The sequence below is a fragment of the Stenotrophomonas sp. GD03680 genome, assembly GCF_029844625.1.
Taxonomy (GTDB): domain Bacteria; phylum Pseudomonadota; class Gammaproteobacteria; order Xanthomonadales; family Xanthomonadaceae; genus Stenotrophomonas; species Stenotrophomonas maltophilia_P.
Map to the genome: position 1 here is coordinate 96,109 of NZ_JAOCKC010000009.1, position 21,350 is coordinate 117,458.

At 66.9% G+C, this 21,350-nt stretch carries 17 protein-coding genes; 10 read left to right on the forward strand and 7 right to left on the reverse strand.

Going from position 1 to position 21,350, the window contains the following annotated elements:
- Positions 1–27: 27 nt before the first annotated feature.
- A complete protein-coding gene (locus N5J29_RS12230; protein ID WP_053517024.1) occupies positions 28–1,647 on the reverse strand; it encodes an ATP-binding protein in 1,620 nt (539 codons plus the stop codon).
- Between the two features lie 330 nt (positions 1,648–1,977).
- Between N5J29_RS12230 and sucC the strand changes: the two genes are divergently transcribed.
- From sucC to N5J29_RS12245, 3 genes are all read left to right on the forward strand, one after another.
- Positions 1,978–3,147, forward strand: a complete 1,170-nt coding sequence (gene sucC / locus N5J29_RS12235) for an ADP-forming succinate--CoA ligase subunit beta (RefSeq protein ID WP_005418614.1) — start codon at positions 1,978–1,980, stop codon at positions 3,145–3,147.
- Positions 3,148–3,171: 24 nt separating this feature from the next.
- On the forward strand, positions 3,172–4,047 hold the full coding sequence (gene sucD / locus N5J29_RS12240) for a succinate--CoA ligase subunit alpha (RefSeq protein ID WP_005418610.1): 876 nt from the start codon (positions 3,172–3,174) through the stop codon (positions 4,045–4,047).
- A gap of 208 nt (positions 4,048–4,255) precedes the next feature.
- Positions 4,256–5,890, forward strand: a complete 1,635-nt coding sequence (locus N5J29_RS12245; RefSeq protein WP_053517022.1) for an NAD+ synthase — start codon at positions 4,256–4,258, stop codon at positions 5,888–5,890.
- A 72-nt stretch (positions 5,891–5,962) separates the two neighbouring features.
- Here the strand turns inward: N5J29_RS12245 and N5J29_RS12250 are convergent, their stop codons facing one another.
- Entirely contained in the window at positions 5,963–6,850 is an 888-nt protein-coding gene (locus N5J29_RS12250) for an outer membrane protein assembly factor BamD (protein ID WP_053517021.1), read from the reverse strand.
- 113 nt (positions 6,851–6,963) lie between these two features.
- Here N5J29_RS12250 and rluD point away from each other — a divergent pair, with 113 nt between their 5' ends.
- From rluD to N5J29_RS12270, 4 genes are read left to right on the forward strand one after another with little or no spacing between them, the layout of a single operon-like run.
- A complete protein-coding gene (gene rluD / locus N5J29_RS12255) occupies positions 6,964–7,953 on the forward strand; it encodes a 23S rRNA pseudouridine(1911/1915/1917) synthase RluD (RefSeq protein WP_053517019.1) in 990 nt (329 codons plus the stop codon).
- Complete coding sequence (gene pgeF / locus N5J29_RS12260) at positions 7,953–8,723, forward strand: peptidoglycan editing factor PgeF (protein ID WP_065175783.1); 771 nt, start codon at positions 7,953–7,955, stop codon at positions 8,721–8,723. Before rluD ends, pgeF begins: the two co-directional genes overlap by 1 nt.
- Before the next feature lie 2 nt (positions 8,724–8,725).
- A complete protein-coding gene (locus tag N5J29_RS12265) occupies positions 8,726–9,250 on the forward strand; it encodes a DUF4166 domain-containing protein (protein ID WP_197624277.1) in 525 nt (174 codons plus the stop codon).
- Positions 9,225–9,641, forward strand: a complete 417-nt coding sequence (locus N5J29_RS12270; RefSeq protein WP_164150956.1) for a thiol-disulfide oxidoreductase DCC family protein — start codon at positions 9,225–9,227, stop codon at positions 9,639–9,641. Before N5J29_RS12265 ends, N5J29_RS12270 begins: the two co-directional genes overlap by 26 nt.
- Positions 9,642–9,666: 25 nt before the next feature.
- On the opposite strand, the gene N5J29_RS12275 is transcribed toward N5J29_RS12270, so the two are convergent.
- From N5J29_RS12275 to N5J29_RS12295, 5 genes are all read right to left on the reverse strand, one after another.
- Positions 9,667–10,977, reverse strand: a complete 1,311-nt coding sequence (locus tag N5J29_RS12275) for an OmpA family protein (RefSeq protein ID WP_164150958.1) — start codon at positions 10,975–10,977, stop codon at positions 9,667–9,669.
- 322 nt (positions 10,978–11,299) lie between these two features.
- Entirely contained in the window at positions 11,300–12,664 is a 1,365-nt protein-coding gene (gene otsA / locus N5J29_RS12280; RefSeq protein WP_053517011.1) for an alpha,alpha-trehalose-phosphate synthase (UDP-forming), read from the reverse strand.
- Positions 12,661–14,442 (reverse strand): glycoside hydrolase family 15 protein, encoded by a 1,782-nt coding sequence (locus N5J29_RS12285; protein ID WP_053517094.1) that lies wholly within the window; start codon positions 14,440–14,442, stop codon positions 12,661–12,663. The genes otsA and N5J29_RS12285 overlap by 4 nt, the downstream gene beginning before the upstream one ends.
- A 40-nt stretch (positions 14,443–14,482) precedes the next feature.
- Positions 14,483–15,241, reverse strand: a complete 759-nt coding sequence (gene otsB / locus N5J29_RS12290; protein ID WP_164150960.1) for a trehalose-phosphatase — start codon at positions 15,239–15,241, stop codon at positions 14,483–14,485.
- Between the two features lie 158 nt (positions 15,242–15,399).
- Entirely contained in the window at positions 15,400–17,832 is a 2,433-nt protein-coding gene (locus N5J29_RS12295) for a TonB-dependent receptor (RefSeq protein WP_164150962.1), read from the reverse strand.
- Between the two features lie 215 nt (positions 17,833–18,047).
- Between N5J29_RS12295 and N5J29_RS12300 the strand changes: the two genes are divergently transcribed.
- The 3 genes from N5J29_RS12300 to N5J29_RS12310 all read left to right on the forward strand — a co-directional run bounded on the left by N5J29_RS12300 (position 18,048) and on the right by N5J29_RS12310 (position 21,246).
- On the forward strand, positions 18,048–18,530 hold the full coding sequence (locus N5J29_RS12300; RefSeq protein ID WP_053517005.1) for a DUF3574 domain-containing protein: 483 nt from the start codon (positions 18,048–18,050) through the stop codon (positions 18,528–18,530).
- Between the two features lie 36 nt (positions 18,531–18,566).
- Positions 18,567–19,418 carry an SH3 domain-containing protein gene (locus tag N5J29_RS12305; protein ID WP_164150964.1) on the forward strand — a complete coding sequence of 284 codons (852 nt, stop codon included), beginning with the start codon at positions 18,567–18,569 and terminating at the stop codon, positions 19,416–19,418.
- 109 nt (positions 19,419–19,527) lie between these two features.
- Complete coding sequence (locus N5J29_RS12310; protein ID WP_128988421.1) at positions 19,528–21,246, forward strand: thiamine pyrophosphate-dependent enzyme; 1,719 nt, start codon at positions 19,528–19,530, stop codon at positions 21,244–21,246.
- Positions 21,247–21,350 lie beyond the last annotated feature (104 nt).

Below are 21,350 nucleotides of genomic sequence, written 5' to 3' on the forward strand. Positions count from 1 at the left end.
AAAGCGACAAATGTTTGACGCACAGAATCAGGATCCATCGGGCAGCAGGGTGTGCGGACCTGGCAGGACCAAGCGGAAACACGAGCCGCCGGCCGGCACCGGGATGTAATCCAGCCGTGCCTGGTTGGCCCTGCACAATTCGCGGGCAATGTACAAGCCCAGGCCGGTGCCGTGCTCGGAGGTGGTGAAGAACGGCCGGAACAGCTGCGCCGCCACGCTTTCGGGAATGCCGGGGCCACGGTCCATCACGTCGATCACCGCGCTGCGTTCGTGCCGGGCTACACGCAGCCGCACGCGGGCCGGCTGCTGGCCGATGCGGCCGTACTTCAGGGCGTTATGGACCAGCACGGTCAGCACCTGGTAGAGGTGGCGGGTGTCGACCTGCGCCGGCACCGAGGTGTCGCTGACGATCGGTTCGATGCTGTCGGTTTCCAGCGTCTGGCCCTGCTTGTACTCCAGCACGAAGCGGCGCACGAAGGCGACCAGATCCACGTTCTCCGGCGTGGCACGTTCGCGCCGGGCCAGGCCCAGCACGCTCTCGACGATGCCGTTGGTGCGCTGGCACTGCTGGCGGATGATCTGCAGCAGGCGGCGGTCGCTTTCGTTGAAGCCGGTACCTTCTTCCAGCAGCTGCACGGCATAGTTGATCGCCGCCAGCGGATTGCGGATCTCATGGGCCAGGCTGGCCGAGAAGCGGCCCATCGCCGACAGGGTGAGCGACTCGGCGCGCCGCGACACCACGCTGGAATCATCCAGGAAGACCAGGGCCAGTTCGCTGCCGGCCAGCAGGCGCGCGAAGCGCGGTTGCACTTCGGGTTGGTCCGGATTGAGCTGCAGCGGCAGTTCGTCCTGGGTCCAGCCGTTGCGCCAGCGCTGCAGGCGACGGGCCAGCTCGGGTGCGACGCTGGCCAGATCGAGGCGGCCGGTTCCGCCCGCACCGTCGCTGTCGCCGAGCAGCATCGAGGCAGCCTCGTTGGCCAGCGTGATGCGGCTGTCGGCATCCACCACCAGCACGCCGGTGCGCATGCGGCGGATGATCAGTTCGTTGATCTGGAACAGATTGGCCACCTCGTCACCGCGCTGGTTGGCCAGCTGCTGGTTGCGGCGGGCGCGGCTGCCGACCTGGTAGCTGATGAAGGCCAGGGCCAGGTAACTGGTCGTGAACATCGCCAGCTCGGCCAGGGTGCGGGTCGGGTCGCCGCCCTCCAGCAGCTTCCACAGGTATTCGCCCACCGTTGCCAGGCTCGCCGCCAGGGCCAGCCCAAGGCCCCAGCTCAGCGGCAGCAGGGTGGCGGCCGCGGCGATGTTGAACAGCAGCGACATCGAGATGCCGGCACTGGCGCCGGGCAGGGCGTGGGCCAGCAGGATGGCGGCGATGATGTCCACCAGCACGCCGGTGACCACGATCGGCCGCAGCCAGCGTTCGTTGCGGCCGATCGCCAGGGCCAGCAGCGACAACGCCAGGTAGGCCGCGCCGACGGTGTAGGCCAGCCGCGGGTGGTGGGCCTCGCCGACCATCATCGACAACGGGCTGTACAGCAGGGCGGCGATGACGGCTGCGATCAGCACCCGGTACAGGGCGAAGAAGTACAGCTCGCGCCGCGGAATCGATTCGATGCGGTCGATCAATGAAGCACTGGGTGACACGCCGGAACTCCCCTTCTGGCTGCCTGGATCTGGGTTGTGCGACGGGCATGCCCGAGCGGACGCAGATGCCCAGTATACGGTCGTGGCGATGCCCGGCCGCGGGTCCGCGTCGCGCAATCGGCCTGTGGCGAGGGCGGCCGGGCGGCTGCCGGCGATCCGCAACTGCCTGAATGACAGCGGAAATCCGCCCGGATCCGGTACTGCGTACAGACTTCTTTGCGCCCCGGCGCCGGCTCGGCCACAATAGTGGGCCCGCCGCGGTCCGTGCCGGTGCCTCCCCCGGAGGCCCTGAGGAATTGCGTGCGGTCGTTCCTATTCCCACGGTGACGCATGAATTTCCACGAATACCAGGCAAAACAACTGCTTGCCGAATACGGCATCCCGGTCCCGGCCGGCAAGGTCGCGGCTACTCCGGACGAGGCGGTTGAAGTCGCCCAGTCGCTGGGCCAGGGCCCCTGGATGGTCAAGGCGCAGATCCACGCTGGCGGCCGCGGCAAGGCTGGCGGCGTCAAGTTCTGCAAGACCGTCGATGACGTGAAGGCCGCAGCGGCCAAGATGCTCGGCACCAAGATGGCCACCTACCAGACCGCCGGCGTCGAGCTGCCGATCAACCTGGTGCTGGTGACCACCGCCGGTGAGATCGTCAAGGAACTGTACCTGTCGGTCCTGGTGGATCGCGGCACCCGCACCATCAGCTACATCGCCTCCTCGGAAGGCGGCATGGAAATCGAGCAGGTGGCTGCCGAGACCCCGGACAAGATCCACACCCTGAATGTGGACTTCGTCGAGGGCGTGCAGGGTTACCACGGCCGTGACATCGGCTTCAAGATGGGCCTGACCGCCAAGCAGGCCGGCCAGTTCGCCAACATCATGGTGAACCTGTACCGCATCTTCAACGAAAAGGACCTGGCGCTGGTTGAGATCAACCCGCTGGCGATCCTGGACGACGGCAACCTGTACGCGCTGGACGGCAAGTTCAACAGCGACGACAACGCCAACTTCCGCCACAAGGAACTGGTCGCGATGCGCGACAAGTCCCAGGAAGATGAAACCGAAGTGACCGCTTCGGAGCTGGACATCAACTACGTCACCATGGACGGCAACATCGGCTGCATGGTGAACGGCGCCGGCCTGGCCATGGCGACCATGGACGTCATCAAGCTCAACGGCGGCGAGCCGGCGAACTTCCTGGACGTGGGCGGCGGTGCCAACAAGCAGCGCGTCATCGAAGCGTTCAAGCTGATCCTGTCCTCGGACAAGGTGGAAGGCATCTTCGTCAACATCTTCGGCGGCATCGTCCGCTGCGACATGATCGCCGAGGGCATCATCGCCGCCGTGAAGGAAGTGGGCGTCAAGGTGCCGGTCGTGGTGCGCCTGGAAGGCACCAACGTGGAAGAAGGCAAGCAGCTGCTGCGTGACAGCGGCATGGCCATCATCCCGGCTGACAACATCAACGACGGCGCCAAGAAAGTCGTTGAAGCGGTCAAGAACGCCGCCTGATCCACGACACCGAAGGAAATTCCCATGTCTGTTTTGATTAACAAGAACACCAAGGTGATCGTGCAGGGCTTCACCGGCCAGCAGGGCACCTTCCACGCGACTCAGATGATCGAGTACGGCACCCAGGTTGTTGGCGGCGTGACCCCGGGCAAGGGTGGCACCACCCACATCGACCTTCCGGTCTTCAACACCGTTGCCGACGCCGTGCAGAGCACCGGCGCCAATGCTTCGGTCATCTACGTGCCGCCGCCGTTCGCGGCCGACGCGATCCTGGAAGCCGCAGCTGCCGGCATCAAGGTCATCGTCTGCATCACCGAAGGCATCCCGGTGCTGGACATGCTGCGCGTCAAGAACGTGCTGACCCGTTCCTACCCGGACACCGTGCTGATCGGCCCGAACTGCCCGGGTGTCATCACCCCGGGTGAGTGCAAGATCGGCATCATGCCGGGTCACATCCACAAGCCCGGCAAGATCGGCATCGTGTCGCGTTCGGGCACGCTGACCTATGAAGCGGTCAAGCAGACCACCGAAGTCGGCCTGGGCCAGTCCACCTGCATCGGCATCGGCGGCGACCCGATCAACGGCCTGAACTTCGTTGACTGCCTGAAGCTGTTCAACGAAGACCCGCAGACCGAAGGCATCATCATGGTCGGCGAGATCGGTGGCGACGCCGAGGAAGCCGGTGCGGAATACATCAAGAACCACGTGAAGAAGCCGGTCGTCGGTTTCATCGCAGGTGCCTCGGCTCCGGCCGGCAAGCGCATGGGCCATGCCGGTGCGATCGCCTCCGGCGGCAAGGGCACGGCGGAAGGCAAGTTCGCCGCCATGGAAGCGGCTGGCGTCGTCACCGTGCGTTCGCCGGGCGACCTGGGCGCTGCCATCGCCAAGCTGGTGAAGTAAGGTTGTTGCCGGCTTCCGGCCGGCACGATCTGTAGAGCCGAGCCCATGCTCGGCTTGCTTTGGAAAAGCCGCCTTCGGGCGGCTTTTCTGCGTCTGGGCGTCGCGCAGTCATCCGCCGGGGATGGCCCGGCGCTACCTGCAGGGTCCGCCCGGCAGGCACACGGTGCGGCGTTACAATGGGCCATTGCAACCACAGGCTGGACCTTCCATGGCTTCGATCCGCATCGCGATGGCGCAGTTCGATTTTCCGGTCGGCGATGTCGCCGGCAATACCGAGCGCATCATCGAGATGATCGGCCAGGCGCGCGATGAGCATGGCGCTGGGCTGGTGATGTTCCCCGAGCTGGCGGTCAGCGGCTATCCGCCGGAAGACCTGCTGCTGCGTCCGGGGTTCCTGTACGAATGCGAGCAGGCGATCGCGCGCATTGCAGCTGCCTGCCGCGGCATCACCGCCGTGGTCGGCTGGCCGCAGGCGGCGGGCGCGGTGGTGTACAACGCCGCCAGCGTGCTGCGCGATGGCCGGGTCGAACAGACCTATCGCAAGCGCGAGCTGCCCAACTACGCGGTGTTCGACGAGCGCCGCTACTTCGACGTCGATCCTGATGGCGGCAGCTGCGTGTTCGACGTCGACGGCATTCCGGTGGGCCTGCTGATCTGCGAGGACCTGTGGTTCGCTGAGCCGCTGGCCGACACCGTGCGTGCTGGCGCGCAGCTGGTGGTGGTGCCCAATGCCTCGCCCTACGAGCGCGGCAAGCACGCCCAGCGCGATGCCGTGCTGGCCGCGCGCACCCGCGAGAGCGGTGCGGCGATCGCGTATCTCAATGTTGTCGGTGGCCAGGACGCACTGGTGTTCGACGGCGCTTCGGTGGTGGCCGATGGCGACGGTACGGTGCACCCGGCCGCCGCTGCGTTCGTCGACCAGTGGCTGGTGGTGGAGTACGACGGTGCCAGCCGTCGCTTCATGCCACACGTCTGGATGGACGATGGCGACGAGAGCATGGACGCCCTGGCCTGGCGCGCGGTGACCCGTGGCATCCAGGATTACTGCCGCAAGAATGGTTTCACGAAGGTGTGGCTGGGCCTGTCCGGCGGCATCGATTCGGCCCTGGTGCTGGCCCTGGCGGTGGATGCGATGGGGGCCGAGAACGTGACTGCCGTGCGCCTGCCGTCACGCTATACCGCAGGCCTGTCCAACGATCTGGCTGCAGAGCAGTGCCAAGCGTTGGGAGTGAAGCTGGAAGCGGTGTCGATCGAGCCGGCGTTCAAGGGCCTGATGGAATCGCTGGCGCCGCTGTTCGAGGGCACAACCCCGGATGTGACCGAGGAGAACCTGCAGTCGCGCAGCCGCGGCGTGATCCTGATGGCGCTGGCCAACAAGTTCGGTGGCCTGCTGCTGACCACCGGCAACAAGAGCGAGTATGCGGTCGGCTACGCCACCATCTACGGTGACATGTGTGGCGGCTACGCGCCGTTGAAGGATCTGTACAAGACCGAAGTATTCGGTCTGTCGAAGTGGCGCAATACCGTGGGAGGCGCGCCGGTGATTCCGCCGGCCGTGATCAGCCGCCCGCCGTCGGCCGAACTGCGCGAGAACCAGCTGGACCAGGATTCGCTGCCGGCCTACGACGTGCTGGACGGCATCCTGTACCGCTACGTCGACCAGGAGCAGTCGCGCGCCGAGATCGTTGCAGCCGGTTACGATGCGGCCGTGGTCGACCGCGTGCTGCGGCTGGTGCGCATCAGCGAGTGGAAGCGGCACCAGGCCGCACCGGGGCCGAAGGTCTCCCGTCGCGCCTTCGGCCGCGAACGCCGCTATCCGATCAGCAACGGCTACAAGGGCTGAGGCCCGCGCCTCCGCAGGGCCCGGTCATGGCGGGCCCCACAAAAAGAAAGGGCCCCTTGCGGGGCCCTTTTCTTACTTCTTTTCCAGCCGCGCGTTGCGCTGGCCGGTACTGGCGGACTTCTCGCCTGCGAACGGGTTGAGCTTGCGGATCATCCAGGGGTACTTCGGCCAGTTGCCTGCCAGCCACGGGTGATCGGGCTGGTTCAGCTCCAGCACGCGCCGGGCATCATCGGCCAGGGTCTTGTTGCCCAGGTGGGTGTAGGAGTCGGCCAGGACCGCCACGGCGTCGTACTGGAAGGCGCTCTGCGGATAGGTTTCCAGCAGGTAGTTGGCGCGGCCAGCGGCCGACACCCAGGCGCCACGGCGCATGTAGTACAGCGCGTTGTCCAGCTCGTGCTGGGCGAATACGTCACGCAGCTCGATCATCCGCTGGCGGGCGTCGGCGGCATAGCGGCTGTTCGGGTAGCGGTCAACGACGATGTTGAAGTCCGAATACGCCTGGTGCGGCGTGGACAGATCGCGGCGGCTGGGGTCCAGGGACCATACGCGACGCAGGAAAACCGTATTGCGGTTGGAGTTGGCCAAGCCGCGCAGGTAATACAGGTAGGCGATGTTGCGATGGGTCGGATAGGTCCGGATGAAGCGGTCGATGCTCGACACCGCATCGTCGTGCTTGCCGGCCTTGTACTGCGCGTAGGCGGTTTCGATCATCGCCTGTTCGGTGTACGGGCCGTAGGGATACTGGGCCACCAGGCGACGGAAGCTGGCTTCGGCGCCGCTCCAGTTGCCCCCCTTCATCAGCGTGTGGCTCTTCTCGTACAGCTGTTCGACCGGCGTCCCCTCGTCGGGGCGATCACCCTTCTTGGCGCCGCGATGGCAGCCGGTGGCGGCGATGACCAGCACCAGCAGCAGGGCGGTGAGGCGGACGGGCGCGGAGAGCATGGCGGAGCGTCGGATCATGGGGTCAAGGCGGGACGCGTCTGGAATACGAAGGGTCGATGATAGCCTAGTGTCCTGTCCTGCGACTGAAACCGACCGCCGGGACCCCAAAATTTCAAAGATACCCCCCTGCCATGTCTGAACAACCCTCCGAATCGGCCCGCCAGGCCATCGTCCCCGACACCGCCGCCGGCCGGCGTTTCGACGCCGTCGTGGCCGAACTGTTCCCCGAGTACTCCCGTTCACGCCTGACCGAATGGATCAAGGCCGGCGACGTCCTGCTCGATGGCGCCCAGGCGCGGCCGCGCGATCCGCTGCGCGGTGGCGAGGTGGTGACCCTGAACGTGGTGCTGGAGACCCAGACCGATGCCCAGCCGGAGGACATCCCGCTGGACGTGCTGTTCGAGGACGAGCACCTGCTGGTGATCAACAAGCCGGTCGGCCTGGTGGTCCACCCGGGTGCCGGCAACCACAGCGGCACCCTGGTCAATGCGCTGCTGTACCGCGACCCGTCGGTGGCGGTTCTGCCGCGCGCCGGCATCGTGCATCGCCTCGACAAGGACACCAGCGGCGTGATGGTGGTCGCCCGCACCCTGGAGGCGCAGACGGCCCTGGTCGAACAGCTGGCCGCGCGTGATGTGCACCGCCAGTATCTGGCCATCGTGATGGGCGCTCTGGTGGCCGGCGGCACCGCCGATGCGCCGATCGACCGTCATCCGCGCGACCGCCTGAAGATGGCGGTGCGCGAAGACGGCAAGGACGCGATCACCCATTACCGCCTGCGCGAGCGCTTCCGGGCGCACACCGCGCTGGAATGCCGGCTGGAAACCGGCCGCACCCACCAGATCCGCGTGCATATGGCGCACCTGCGCCACCCCATCATCGGCGACCCGCTGTATGGCGGTGCGCTGAAGCTGCCTAAGGGCGCCAGCGACGAACTGGTGGCCGCGCTGCGTGGCTTCAAGCGCCAGGCCCTGCACGCCGAGACGCTGGAGTTCGTGCATCCCATCACCGGCGAGCCGGTGCGCAATTCGGCGCCGGTACCGGACGACATGCTGCACCTGATGAAGGTGCTGCGCGAAGACAGCGAGGCCTTTACCGAGCGCGAGCGGGATCGCTGGTGATGGCGACCGCGCTGCCGCTGCTGCAGGCTGACTGGCCGGCGCCGCCGGGCGTGCGGGCGCTGACCACACGCCGGCACGGCGCGGGCATTTCGCCGGCACCCTTTGCCCAGTTCAACCTGGGCAACCGGCACGCAGCCGATGGAGATGCGCCGGCCAACGTCGAACACAACCGGCAACTGCTGCAGCAGGGACTGGCGCTGCCCTCCGCGCCGCACTGGCTGCGCCAGGTGCATGGCACCACCGTGCTGCGCTTTGATGGCCCGCCAGTGGCCGGGGCCAGCGAGCCGGTGGCCGATGCCGCGGTGACGTCGGTGCCGGGGGTGGTGCTGGCCATCCTGACCGCGGACTGCCTTCCGGTGGTGTTTGCCGCCGCCGACGGCAGCGAAGTGGGCGCGGCCCATGCGGGCTGGCGCGGCCTGGCCGATGGCATGCTGGAACACACGGTAGCCGCGATGCGCACCGCGCCGTCGCAGCTGCGGGTCTGGCTGGGCCCGGCGGCAGGGCCTGCCGACTATGAGATCGGCGAAGAGGTGTATCAGGCCTTCGTCGGCCACGAACCGGCGGCGGCCGCCGCCTTCGTGGCCACCCGCGCGGGGCACTGGAAGGTCGATCTGTTCGCACTGGCCCGCCAGCGCCTGCAGTCCGTGGGCGTGGACCCGGCCCAGGTGTCTGGCGGCACGATCTCCACCATTGCCGATCCGGACCTGTATTCGCACCGTCGCGACCGCCGCACCGGCCGCATGGCAACGCTGGCCTGGATCGCTCCCTGACCGTGCCGCTGTTCGCGCAGGTGCTGGGGCCGGCCTTCGCCACCCTGGCAGCACCGGTGCAGGCGTTGCATGCGGCGCCGCTGCCGTGCCGCCGTACCGGTCAGGCGCGGATCGCACGGGGCCGCCATTGGCTGGTGCCCATGCTGGCCCCGTTGGCGCGGCTGCCGCAGGAGGCGCACGCCTTGCCGGTCGAGGTGGTGTTCAGCGCCTGCGGGCAAGGCGAGCAGTGGGCGCGACGTTTCGGGCGCTGGCCGATGGTGTCGCGGCTGTGGGCACAGGAAGGCGGTCTGCATGAGCAGCTCGGTGTGGTGCACTTCGGATTCGAGCTGCGGGCGCGTGAAGGCGGCATCGACTGGTCGGTGCGCAGCGTCCGTGTGTTCGGCCTGCTGCCGCTGCCGACGCGCTGGTTCGACGGCGTGCGCTGCCGCGAGGCCTGGGCCGCAGAGCGCTACACTTTCCTGGTTGATGTGACATTGCCCTGGATTGGAGCGCTGATCCGTTATGAAGGCTGGCTCGACCCGCACTGACGCAGTGATCGTGTTCGATGGCGTCTGTGCGCTGTGCAGCCGCTGGGTGCGTTTCCTGCTGCGCGTGGACCGCCACGGGCGCTATCGCTTCGCAGCGATGCAGGGTACGCATGGCAGCCTGCTGCTGCGCAGCCATGGGCTGGATCCGCAGGACCCGCGCTCCTTTCTGCTGCTGGACGAGCAGGGCGCCTGGACTGACACGGACGCGATCCTGCGCGTGCTGACCGGGCTGGGAGGCGCATGGCGGCTGGCGGGCGTGCTGCGCCTGTTGCCGCGCAGCTGGCGGGATGCCGCCTATCGCAGGCTGGCCCGCAACCGATACCGCTGGTTCGGTCGTCACGACCGCTGCACGCTGCCGACGACGCAGCAGGCCGGCCGTTTCCTGGACTGATGTGCCGGTCGGTCCGCGCGCGGTGTCAGTGCGGAGCCGCAAGCAGCCGATAGGCGATGCGCTGGTTGCGCGCGCGGCCGTCCTCGCTGCGGTTGTCGGCTACCGGATGCTCTTCGCCGTGCCCCACCGCGACCAGCATCGGTGCCGGCACGCCATGCGCCTGCAACGCCGTCACCACCACGTCCGCACGCTGCTGGCTGAGCTGCCGGTTGGCCTCGGACGCGCCCTGGCTGTCGGTGTGCGCGGCCACTTCCACCCGTGTGCCCGGCGCAGTGCTGCGCAATGCGTCGGCCACCACCTGCAGCGTTTCGCTGGAGCTGCCGCGCAGTTCGCTGGAGCCGGGATGGAACTCCAGCCGGGTCAGGTTCAGCGCAGCGATCCGCTGCGCGGCGCCGGCATCGGCCGGCAGCCGCGACAATGCCGCCCGGCCCGGACCCCACAGCCCACTCATCCGCAGGGCGGGGAAATCCTGGCGGAGCTGCCGCGAGATCGCCAGGCGCCGCTCTTCGCTCAGGGCGGTGGAGTCGATATCCAGCTGGTTGCCGGCGAACTCCAGGCGCAGTCCGTTGCCCTGCAGGCAGGGCAGGGTGCGGATCAGGCGCTCGAACCAGCGCGGCGACCGGGCCTGCGGATCGATCTCGATACGGCCACTGACGTGCCCTGCGCCATGCACCGCAATCAACGCGCTCCACAGGCGGCGGCGCAGGGCGTCGCTGGGCAGGCTGCCATGGACCGAGACCTGCGCGCCGCGCTGGTGCAGGAACAGCCGCGCGTCGTGCTCGCGGACGATCGCCTGTGGCGTCCACAGCGGCGTGCGTGCCTTCAGCTGCAGCCATGCGGTAGCGCCGAGCACGACCACGGCGGCCATCATCCACAGCAGGCTGCGCAGGGCCATGCCCTGCACCCGCGGGGTGAGCAGGGTGCCGGCCATCTGCGGTCGCTGCCGCTGCGGGCGGTTGCGCAGCTGGCGCGGCTCCGAAGGGGCCGGCTCGATGGGCTGGGACGTCAATGCGATCAGCCCCGGCAGCAGATCGCAGGCCACGACCCGGAACGCCCCCGATGACAGTCTGCTGCGCCGGGCCAGCCGGTCCATGACCGGATCACCCAGCGCACGCTGCAGGTCGCTGGCCAGCACCGGCAGCGGCGGCTGCCCGGGACGCCGCCAGGATCGGAAGTGAACCCCCAGGCCCGCCTGCTCGAAGGTCTGCTCCAGTCCGTCCAGTCCCCGCGGGTGGGAGGCTATCCAGCCGGCAATCACATCAACCACCCAACGGGTGCGATGGCCCAGTCCCAGGCGGTGGCTGGCTTCTTCGATGAAACGGTCGTACGCGTGCATGCAGTGGATCCCCGGAGTGATGTGCACGCAGTCGTGCACGGTGCGGCTTCTGTCGATTGCAGGAGCTCTGGGGGCGCCACTGTGGGGAGGTCGCGTCAATGCGAAATGAAATATCGCCGGTTCATTTTCTTTCGTTTTCCGCGATGGCGTCGCGAGGACGCCACGCAGCTGGCTGGAAGCCTTGGGGCAGCAGGACGTTCGCCTGCCTGAGTGCCACTTGCGACAGCGGCTGTGGAGATCACGCCACAGCTGCGGGATGGTTGCATGCGCAATTACTTTCGAGCCAAAAGCGTCAAGTTTCGGCGTACAGAATGCGCCTGATTCAGCCTTCGAGGGCGTCCAGGTAGCTGCGCCGCCAATGGTTGATGTCGTAGGTGCGCAGGTGCTCCATCATGGCGTGCCAGCGCTCCTGGCGCTTGCGCAGCGACATGGTGGCGGCCGTGGCGATGGCATCGGCCACGCCGTCCAGATCGTGCGGGTTGACCAGCAGCGCCTGCTTCAGTTCATCGGCGGCGCCGGCCAGAAGGGACAGCACCAGCACGCCCGGATCCTCCGGGTCCTGCGAGGCGACGTACTCCTTGGCGACCAGGTTCATGCCATCGCGCAGCGGGGTGACCAGACCGACGGCCGCCGCGCGGTAGAAGCCGGTGAGGGTGGCATGGGTGAAGTTCTGGTTGACGTAGCGAAGCGGCGTCCAGTCCGGCTCGGCATGGCCACCGTTGATGTGCCCGGCGATCTGTTCCAGCTGGCTGCGCAGTTGCCGGTACTCGGTGACATCACCGCGCGAGACCGGCGCGATCTGCAGGTAGGTCAGGGTGCCGCGCTGGTCGGGGTGGCGCTGCAGGTAACGTTCGAAGCCGAGGAAACGTTCGGGCAGCCCCTTGGAATAGTCCAGGCGGTCCACGCCGATGGCCAGCTGCCGATCCCGCAGACTGGCCCGCAGGTTCTTCACGGCGGCCTTGGCCGCTGCGGTGCTGGCCTGACGCGCGATAAGCCCGGTGTCGATGCCGATCGGGAAGGCGGCAGCGCGGAAGCGGCGCCCCCCCGGGGCCTCCAGTTCGCCGTTGTCGAGCACGCGACCGCCGCCGAACAGCCGCAGGTAGGTCTGGAAGCGGTCGGCATCGCGCTGGGTCTGGAATCCCACCAGGTCATAGGCATACAGCGCGGAGAAAAGCCGCAGGTGGTCGGGCATGGCCTGCAGCAGGTCCGCCGAGGGCATCGGGATGTGCAGGAAGAAGCCGATGCGGCAGCCGATGCCGCGCTCGCGCAGCAGGGCACCCAGCGGGATCAGATGGTAGTCGTGGATCCAGACGATATCGTCCTCGCGCAGCAACGGCGCGAGCTTGTCCGCGAACATCGCATTGACCTTGTGATATGTCTCGCGCGTGCCGCGGTCATAGTCGACAAGGTCCAGGCGGAAATGCAGCAGCGGCCACAGCGTGCGGTTGGCGAAGCCGTTGTAGTAGCCGTCCACCTCGCGCTTGTTCAGGTCCATGGTGACGAAGCGGATGTCGCCGTCCTGCTGTTCATGCAGCGCGCCGCTGCCATCACGCACGGTCTTGCCACTCCAGCCGAACCACATGCCGCCGCGCTCCTTGAGCGCAGCCAGCAGGCCCACCGCAAGGCCCCCGGCGCGGTTCTCGCCGGGCACGGCAACGCGGTTGGAGACCACCACCAGACGACTCATGATGCCTCCTGCCACGAACGCGACAGGCGCATCGCTGCCGTGATCAGACCCACATGCGAATACGTCTGCGGGAAGTTGCCCCACGCTTCGCCGCTGTCGAAGGCCAGGTCCTCCGACAGCAGGCCAAGATGGTTGCGCTGCTTCAACAGCGTCTCGAACATCTCGCGTGCCTCATCCATGCGCCCGATCGCCGCCAGCGCATCGATGTACCAGAAGGTGCAGATGGTGAAGCTGGTTTCCGGCTCGCCGAAATCGTCCGGTGCGATGTAGCGGTACAGCGAATTGCCATGCTTGAGGTCGCGGCCGATGGCCTCGACGGTGGCGATGAAACGTGCGTCGAGTGCATCGATGAAGCCGATGTCGGCCAGCAGCAGCAGCGACGCGTCCAGGCGATGGCCGTCGAAGGTGTCGGTGAAGTGGCCCAGCGATTCGCTCCAGGACCGCTGCATGATGCGCGCGTGGATGATGTCGGCGCGCTCGCGCCAGTAGCGTGCACGGTCATCGCGCTTGAGCCTCACGGCGATCTTGCACAGGCGATCGCAGGCGGCCCAGCACATCGCGCTGGTATAGGTGTGCACCTCGGTGCGGCCGCGGAACTCCCACAGGCCTGCGTCGGGGACGTCGTGCAGGGCAAAGGCCTGTTCGCCCAGCGGTTCCAGCCGGGCAAAGGTATGGGCATCCCCGGGGTCCTGCAGGCGACGATCGAAGAACAGCTGGGTGGAGGCCAGCACCACGCTGCCATACACGTCGTGCTGGCGCTGCACCCAGGCCAGGTTGCCGCGGCGCACCGGGCCCATCCCACGGTAGCCGGACAGGCTGGGAACTTCATCCTCGTCCAGCTTGGCCTCGAATCCGATGCCGTACAGCGGCTGCAGCGTGCCGTCGGTGGTGGCGAGGTTGAAGATGTAGCCGAGGAACTGCTCCATCGTACGGGTGGCGCCAAGCCGGTTCAGCGAACGCACCACGAACGCAGCATCGCGCAGCCAGCAGTAGCGGTAGTCCCAGTTGCGCACGCTGCCGGGAGCTTCGGGAATCGAGGTGGTCATCGCCGCGATGATCGCCCCACTGTCCTCGTACTGGCACAGCTTGAGAGTGATCGCGCTGCGGATCACCGCGTCCTGCCATTCCAGCGGGATCGACAGATAGCGCACCCATTCGCGCCAGTAGTCACGCGTGCGCTGGAACGCTTCCTGCACATAGCCGCTGATCGAGCGGTTGAGCGATTCATCCACGCCCAGGATCAGGTGCACAGGGTGGTTGAGGACGAACGGCAGGCCATCACGGACCATTCGGACCGGCACATCGGTGGTCAGCCGCAGCACGTGGTCGGGCAGGATCCAGCGCACATGGTTGCTGCCCCACGTGGATTCGGGAACACGTGCGCCCCAGTCGGCCAGCGGCCGTGCGCGGATGACGATACGTGGGCTGCCGGCCAATGGCCGCACCTGGCGGATCAGGCTGACCGGCCGGTAGAAGCGGTCGTTCTGCCGCCAGCGTGGCGCGAAATCGAGGATCTCCAGCGCACCTCCATGCGTGTCGCGCAGCACCGTGCGCAGGATGGCGGTGTTGGTGAGATATTCCTGCTCGCTGTCGGCGAAGTCCTCCAGCTCGACGGCGAAGTCGCCGCCTGTCTGCTGGTTCGGGCCCAGCAGCGCACAGAAGGTGGGGTCGCCGTCAAAGGTGGGCAGGCAGCTCCAGACGACACGGGCATGTTTGTCGACCAGGGCGCCGAAGCTGCCGTTGCCGACCACGCCCAGATCAAGATCGGGTTGGGTCATCACGCGGTACATCTCGGTTGCGGCCGTGGGGGTGGCCGGGTCAATAGGCATTCTCGCGCAGCCAGGCGTGCACGCTGCGTATGTCGGGCAGCGCGAACACGGCGGCGCTGGGTTCACGCTCGCCGACCAGCACGCTCCAGCCATGCTGGCCGTTGGCGGCGTCGAATCCGAATTCATCCGTCAGGTCATCGCCGAGGAACACGGGCAGGCGGCCCCGGAACGGCAAGTACTGCATCATCCGCCGGATCGCGCGGCCCTTGTCGGTGCCGACGGGCACGAACTCGACCACGTGATCGCCGGGTTGCAGGCGGTAGCTGGAGCGACCGCGCACATGGCGGTCGGCGAACGCCCGCACCTCGCTTCCAGCGTGCGGCGCCTCGCGCCAGTGCAGGGCCAGGCCCACACCCTTGTCTTCTACCAGTACCCCGGGATGGCCATGGGCAAAACGCATCGCCTGCTGGTGCAGGGCATGCAGCCATTCGGCGGTGTCATCGTCATGTTCGTCGCGCAGCACGCGTCCGTCCTGGCCACGCAGTTCATGGCCGTGCAGGCCGGCCGCAGGCAGCTGCAGAGGCGCGAACAACTGGTCAAGCTGTGCCAGAGGACGGCCACTGACCAGTGCTACGGCACCTTCCAGGCGGTCGCTGATACGACCGATGGCCTCACGCACATCGGGCAGCAGCTGCACGGCGTCCGGTCGTGCAGCGAATTCAATCAGGGTGCCATCGACATCGAGGAACAACGCGCAGGCATCGTCCAGCAATGGAGGTGGCGGACACAGGGGGAGCGGTTCAGCCATGACGCCCAGCCTGCCAGCGTGGGCGTGTACGTGGGGTCGAGAGCAGGCGACGACGGTGCGTCGGCGCTGTCTGCCGGTTGCCGGCACAAGGGAGCGGTACCGGAGCGGGGCAGTGCGGACCCGTGGTCCGCACCACCGCAAACACGCGTCAGCCGCGGTCAGAACGTGTAACGGACGCGGCCGTAGTAGTAGGCGCCGTTGCTGCCGATCGGCGAAAGCACGTCGTAGGGCAAATTGCCGAAGTAATGGATGTCCTCATTGGATCGATCCGGGTAGTTGTCGGTCAGATTCTGTCCGCCGATGGCCACGCTCCATCGGGCGCTGATGCGATACTCCACTTCTGCATCCAGCTGCCATTCGGCCTGGTAGGTCTGGCGCGGAATGTAACCGTCACCGAAGTTGAAGACACGGGTGACGCTGCCATAGCGGTTCACCCGGCTGCTGAGTGACCAGCGGTCATTGCTCCATGCTGCAGAGACGCTGCCGCGCGTGCGCGGGGTGGCGTCGGTCAGCGTGTTGGTCTCTTCGATGCCGAACAGCACATAGTCCGGATCGAGCGCCTGCAGTTGTGCAGGGGTAGCCAGCACGTTCTTCAGCGTGGTCTTGGTATAGGCGTAAGTGCCGGTCAGCAGCAGCTGGCCGTTGCCCAGCGCCTGCCGCCAGTTGCTGACCAGTTCGGCGCCACGGGTACGTGTATCGGCGGCATTGACGAAGAAGCTAGCGCTCTGCAGGCCACTGACGCCGTAGTTGGCGGCGACATAATCGGTCAGCGCATCGCCGGTGATGCTTTCGGACAGCGCGATGCGGTCATCGATGTCGATCTGGAAGAAGTCCAGCGACAGGTCGAAGTGCTCGCCGATGCGGCTGGTGAAGCCCAGCGACGTGTTGATCGACTTTTCGGGCTTGAGGTCCTGCGCGCCCAGGCCGCGGGCAATCGGATTGTTGACCGACAGCAGCCGGCCCTGCACCAGCTGGCCGCCGGCGTTGTAGCCAGTGGAGGTCGACTCGTAGCCGATCTGTGCCAGGGACGGGGCGCGGAAGTTGTTGGAGATCGCGCCACGCAGGGCGAAGGCCGGGGTGAACTGGTAACGCAGGCCGAGCTTGCCGGTCAGTTCGCCGCCGAAATCATCGCTGTGCTCGTAGCGCGCAGCCAGGTCGCTGGAGAAGTGATCGCCGAACTGGCTGGACAGGCTGGCATAGGCGCTGGCCACATCGCGCGACAGGGTGGCGGCATCCTGCGGCGTGAGGCCGCCGCCGGCCTGCGAGCCGGTGGGACGGTCGGTAAACGGGCCGGCCGCATAGCTGGCGGGGTCGCCGGGACGGGTCTGGTAGCGCTCATGGCGCGCTTCCGCGCCCAGGCCCAGCGTATGGCTGATGCTGTCGCTCTGGGTGAACACACGGCTCAGGTCCAGGTTGCCGACGGTCTGAGCGTACTCATAATCAGCCGTCTTGAAGCGTGTCGGGCTGGCCGGGCCCAATGAGGCGTTGAGCGAATCACGCAGGCGATAGGTGAAATCGTTCTGGCCATGGTCCAGGCTGCCGTCGTAGCTCCACTCACCCCATTGGCCGCGCACACCGGCGACCGCCTGCACGTCGCGGTTCTCGCCTTCGGAGACCGGCCGGTAACCGTTCGGATAGACCTCCTTCCAGTTGGCCTCGCCGTCCGGGTAGCGGAAATAGTTCGCGCCTTCGGTGTCACGCTGGTTGAAGGTACCGAACGCGTAGAAGGTGGAGGTCTGGCCGACCGGGATTTCAGTGTTGAGCCACAGGTTGATGTCCTTGCTCTCACCATCGCCCAGCACGTAGTTGCGCTTGCCCTGCAGTGCCAGGTTGTCCGGGGTCTGGTCCCACGGTGGAATCTGGTCGAAGCCGGCGCGGTTGGTCCCGTTGCGGTGCTTGTACTCCAGGCCGACGCGCAGGAAACCACCGTCCTCACCCAGCGAGGTGCCCACTTTGGCGCTGATGTTGCCGGCTTGCCCATCGGTAAGGGTGCGGCCGATCGGCTTCAGATCGGTGTGATTTGCACCGTAGCTGGCTTCGATCTCGCCGCCGTCGCCACCATTGTCGAGGATCACATTGATGACACCTGCCACGGCGTCGGAGCCATACAGCGCGCCGGCACCGTCCCGAAGCACTTCGATGCGCTTGATCGCGCTGACAGGGATGGCATTGAAGTCGACCGGCGTGGTGCCCTTGCCGATCTTGCTGTCGGTGTTGACCAGGGCGGTGTGGTGGCGGCGCTTGCCGTTGATCAGCACCAGTACCTGATCCGGCGACAGGCCGCGCAGCTGCGCGGCGCGGACGTGGTCGGCGCCACCGGAATTGGACTGGCGCGGGAAGTTGAACGACGGCAACAGCGCCTGCAGCGCACTGCCGAGTTCGCCGTTGACCACGCCGGCCTTGCGGATGTCCTCGGCGGTAAGCACATCCACCGGCGAGGTGGATTCGAGCACCGTGCGGTCGGCGGCACGGGTGCCGGTGACGATCACGGTGTCGAGGTTGGTGGCGTCCTGGGCCAGGGCCGGGGCGATGGGGGAGAGCGCAAGGGCAATGGCGAGGCCGAGCGGCGACGCGGGCAGGCGGGCGGACATGGGGGCTCCAGCAACAACGACGACGGGGAAGGGGGGAGATAGTTTCACTTACATCCATCCGGATGAAGCGATATATTATCTTCGCGTGATGACCGGTGCTGATGCAAGCCCCTGCCGGTCCGGCATGAGCTGATGCCCTGTTGGCATCAGCACGCCGGGCCGGTGGCGCTGTACGCTGCCGGCTCGCACTGTCCCCCTTCCCCGGAGCTGTACCGATGAAACACCTTGGCCTTGCCTTCGCTGTTCTGCTTGCCGCCAGTGGCTGCGCCAGCCTCTCCTCGCAGGCGCCCAGCGCCTACGCTACGGCCACGACCGCTGAACTGAAGGGGGATGCCGCACGCCCGTCCGCTGGCCAGGGCTGGGTGCGCAGCGAGCTGTACTTCGGGGTGGGCGAGGAGCAGGGCGCCGGCAACCGACCGCAGGCCGATACCATCAGCGAGGCGCAGTGGCGGACGTTCCTGGACAAGGAAGTGACCCCGCGCTTCCCCGATGGCCTGACCGTGTTCGATGCCTACGGCCAGTGGCTGTTCCGGGGTGATGCTGCGCCGAACCGCCTGCGCACCAAGGTACTGGTGGTGCTGCACGAAGACAGCCCGCAGCGTCGTGCCGACATCGAAGCCATCCGCCTGGCGTGGAAGCAGCAGACCGGGCACCAGTCGGTGCTGTGGTCGCGGCAGGCCGTTGACGTATCGTTCTGACCGGGAGGCGCCGCCCTGGGGCCGCAGGCAACGACGATGAGACACAGGGACACCGTGATTGGCCTGCTGGCGGGCCTGCTGGTACCGCTGGCGCACGCTGCTGACAGCGATGCGCCGCTGCGCTTCGAGGCGGCACCTGGCATTGGCGTGCAGGCTGAGGTGGCGGAGGACGGCAGCATTGCCGTGCAGCTGCTGCCCTCTGGCAAGCGGCTGAGCCTGCCGGGTGCCCCGGACGTCGACGGCAATTCGCGGTTGTCAGCCGAGGATGTTGATTTCGATGGGCGCCCGGAGCTGGTTGCGCGGGCGTCGGTCGGCATGGTCAATGAAGCGGTGGCGGTGTATCGCTACGATCCGGCCAGCGGTGGTTTCCGCGCGCTGCAGGCCGAAACCCATGGGCGTGACAACTGCGGCGGCCTGATGGGGCTCACCGTTGATGCCGCCACGCGCACGTTGACCAGCAGCTGCCGCAGCGGCCCGATGTGGTACACGGACCAGTACCGGTTTGCAGGCGCGAAACTCTATCTGTATCGCGCCGAGCGCGTCTTGATGCTGGGCGATACCCTGAACGCCGCACTGCGTTGGGTGCCGGCCGACGAGCAGGGCCCGTCGGCGGTCTGGCGCACCTTTGATCCCACCGGTCGTGTGCTGGAGAGCGCGATCGCTGATGGCCTGGGCGCACCGCCCGACGGCCCGCTGCGCAGCCAGCAGGCCACCGTGGTGCCGGCGCGCCTGTTCCTGTTCGACCGGCCCGGTGCGCCCAGCACCCAGCGTTACCTGCTGCAGGGCGACCGCGTGGAACTGCTGGATGAACACGAGGGTTGGCTGAAGGTGCGGTATCGCAACCCGAAGAGCGGCGCGGTGGTGGGCTGGATCAACGTCAACGATTGACCCGATATCGCTCTGTACTTTGCCTGTCGAGGCGATGCATGCCTTGCCCACGGAGGCATCACTTCGTCGGGTCTAGCCTCGGACGTTCCCCCGTTCGAGGATGCATCCGATGAGCAAGCGCGTTGCCGAGATCGTTGTCGATACCCTGCAGCAGGCGGGTGTCCGCCGCTGTTATGGCATCGTCGGCGACACGTTGAACCACGTCACCGATGCACTGCATCGCAGCGAAATCGAATGGGTACATGTGCGCCACGAAGAGGTGGCCGCCTTCGCCGCCGGCGCCGACTCGCTGGTGAGCGGCGAGCTGACGGCCTGTGCCGGCTCCTGCGGTCCCGGCGGCCTGCATTTCATCAATGGCATCTTTGAAAGCAACCGCAACCGCGCACCGATGGTGCTGATCGCCAGCCAGGTGGTGACCAGCGAACTGGGCATGGAATTCCCCCAGGAAGTGGATTTCAAGGCGGTCTATGGCAGCTGCACGGTGTTCTGCGAACAGGTGCACAGCCCGGCGCAGGCACGACGCGTGGTCGCCCTGGCCTGCCAGGCGGCGATCAGCCGCCGCGGCGTGGCGGTGGTGATCCTGCCGGCCGACATCAGCCAGGCCGAGGTGAAGCACGATGTGCCGTTCTCGGTGCACTACGCCCAGCCGGTGCTGCGCCCGTCGGATGGCGAGCTGCAGCGCATCGCCGGGTTGCTGGGGCAGGGCAAGCGCATCGGCATCTATGCCGGTGCCGGTTGCCAGGGCGCCCATGCGCAGCTTCTGGAACTGGCCCGGCGCCTGCAGGCCCCGATCGCGCACACCTCGCGTGCCAAGGACTTCGTCGAGCCGGACAACCCGTACAACATGGGCATGACCGGCATCTTCGGCATCGAATCCGGGTTCCACACCCTGATGGAGTGCGACACGCTGCTGCTGCTCGGCGCCGATTTTGCCTGGGGGCAGTTCTATCCGGACAAGGCGACGATCATCCAGGTCGATCGCGATGGCAGCCATCTCGGTCGCCGCCATCCGGTGAACCTGGGCGTGGTGGGTGACATCGCACCGACGCTGGATGCACTGCTGCCGATGCTGCCACCCCGCGAGGACAGCACGTTCCTCGACGAGTGCATCGAGCGTCGCGACAAGGCGCTGGCCAAGCGTGAGCAGGAGGAGCAGCCGGGCGAAGGCGAACTGATCCATCCGCAGCACCTGACCGCGCTGCTGTCGAAATACGCCAGCGACGATGCGTTGTTCACCGCCGACGGTGGCTCGCCGATGGTGTGGGTGCTGCGGCATATCCGCGTCAATGGCCGTCGCCGCACGCTTACCAGTCTCCTGCACGGGACGATGGCCAATGCGATGCCGCAGGCGCTGGGCCTGCAGAAGGCGTTCCCGGGCCGGCAGGTGATCTCGCTGTCGGGCGATGGCGGCCTGGCGATGCTGCTGGGCGATCTGCTGACCGCCGTGCAGGAGAAGCTGCCGATCAAGGTGGTGGTGTTCAACAACGGTTCGTTGAACTTCGTGGAGCTGGAGCAGAAGGTGGAAGGGCTGCTGGACAACTACACCGATCTGAAGAATCCGGATTTCGGCCGTCTGGCCGAGGTGATCGGTTTCCATGGCCGCACGGTCACCCGCAGCGAGGACCTGGAGGAGGCCGTACAGGACTTCCTCGCCCAGCGCGGTCCGGCATTGCTGGACGTGCATACCAGCCGGGCGGAGCTGGTGATGCCGCCGCAGATCGAGGCCAAACAGGTGGCGGGTACGGCCCTGTATGCGGCCAAGGCGGTGTTGAATGGCCGCTTCGACGACGTGAAGCATCTGCTGGTGGACAACTTCCTGAAGAAGTGAGGGTTGGGGTTTTATGCAGGGCTGCGCCCTGCACCTGCTACGAGCCAGAGCCAGAGCAGAAGCGGGTTATCTGGGGGATGGCGGGGTGGGTCAGGTTGCGGGGG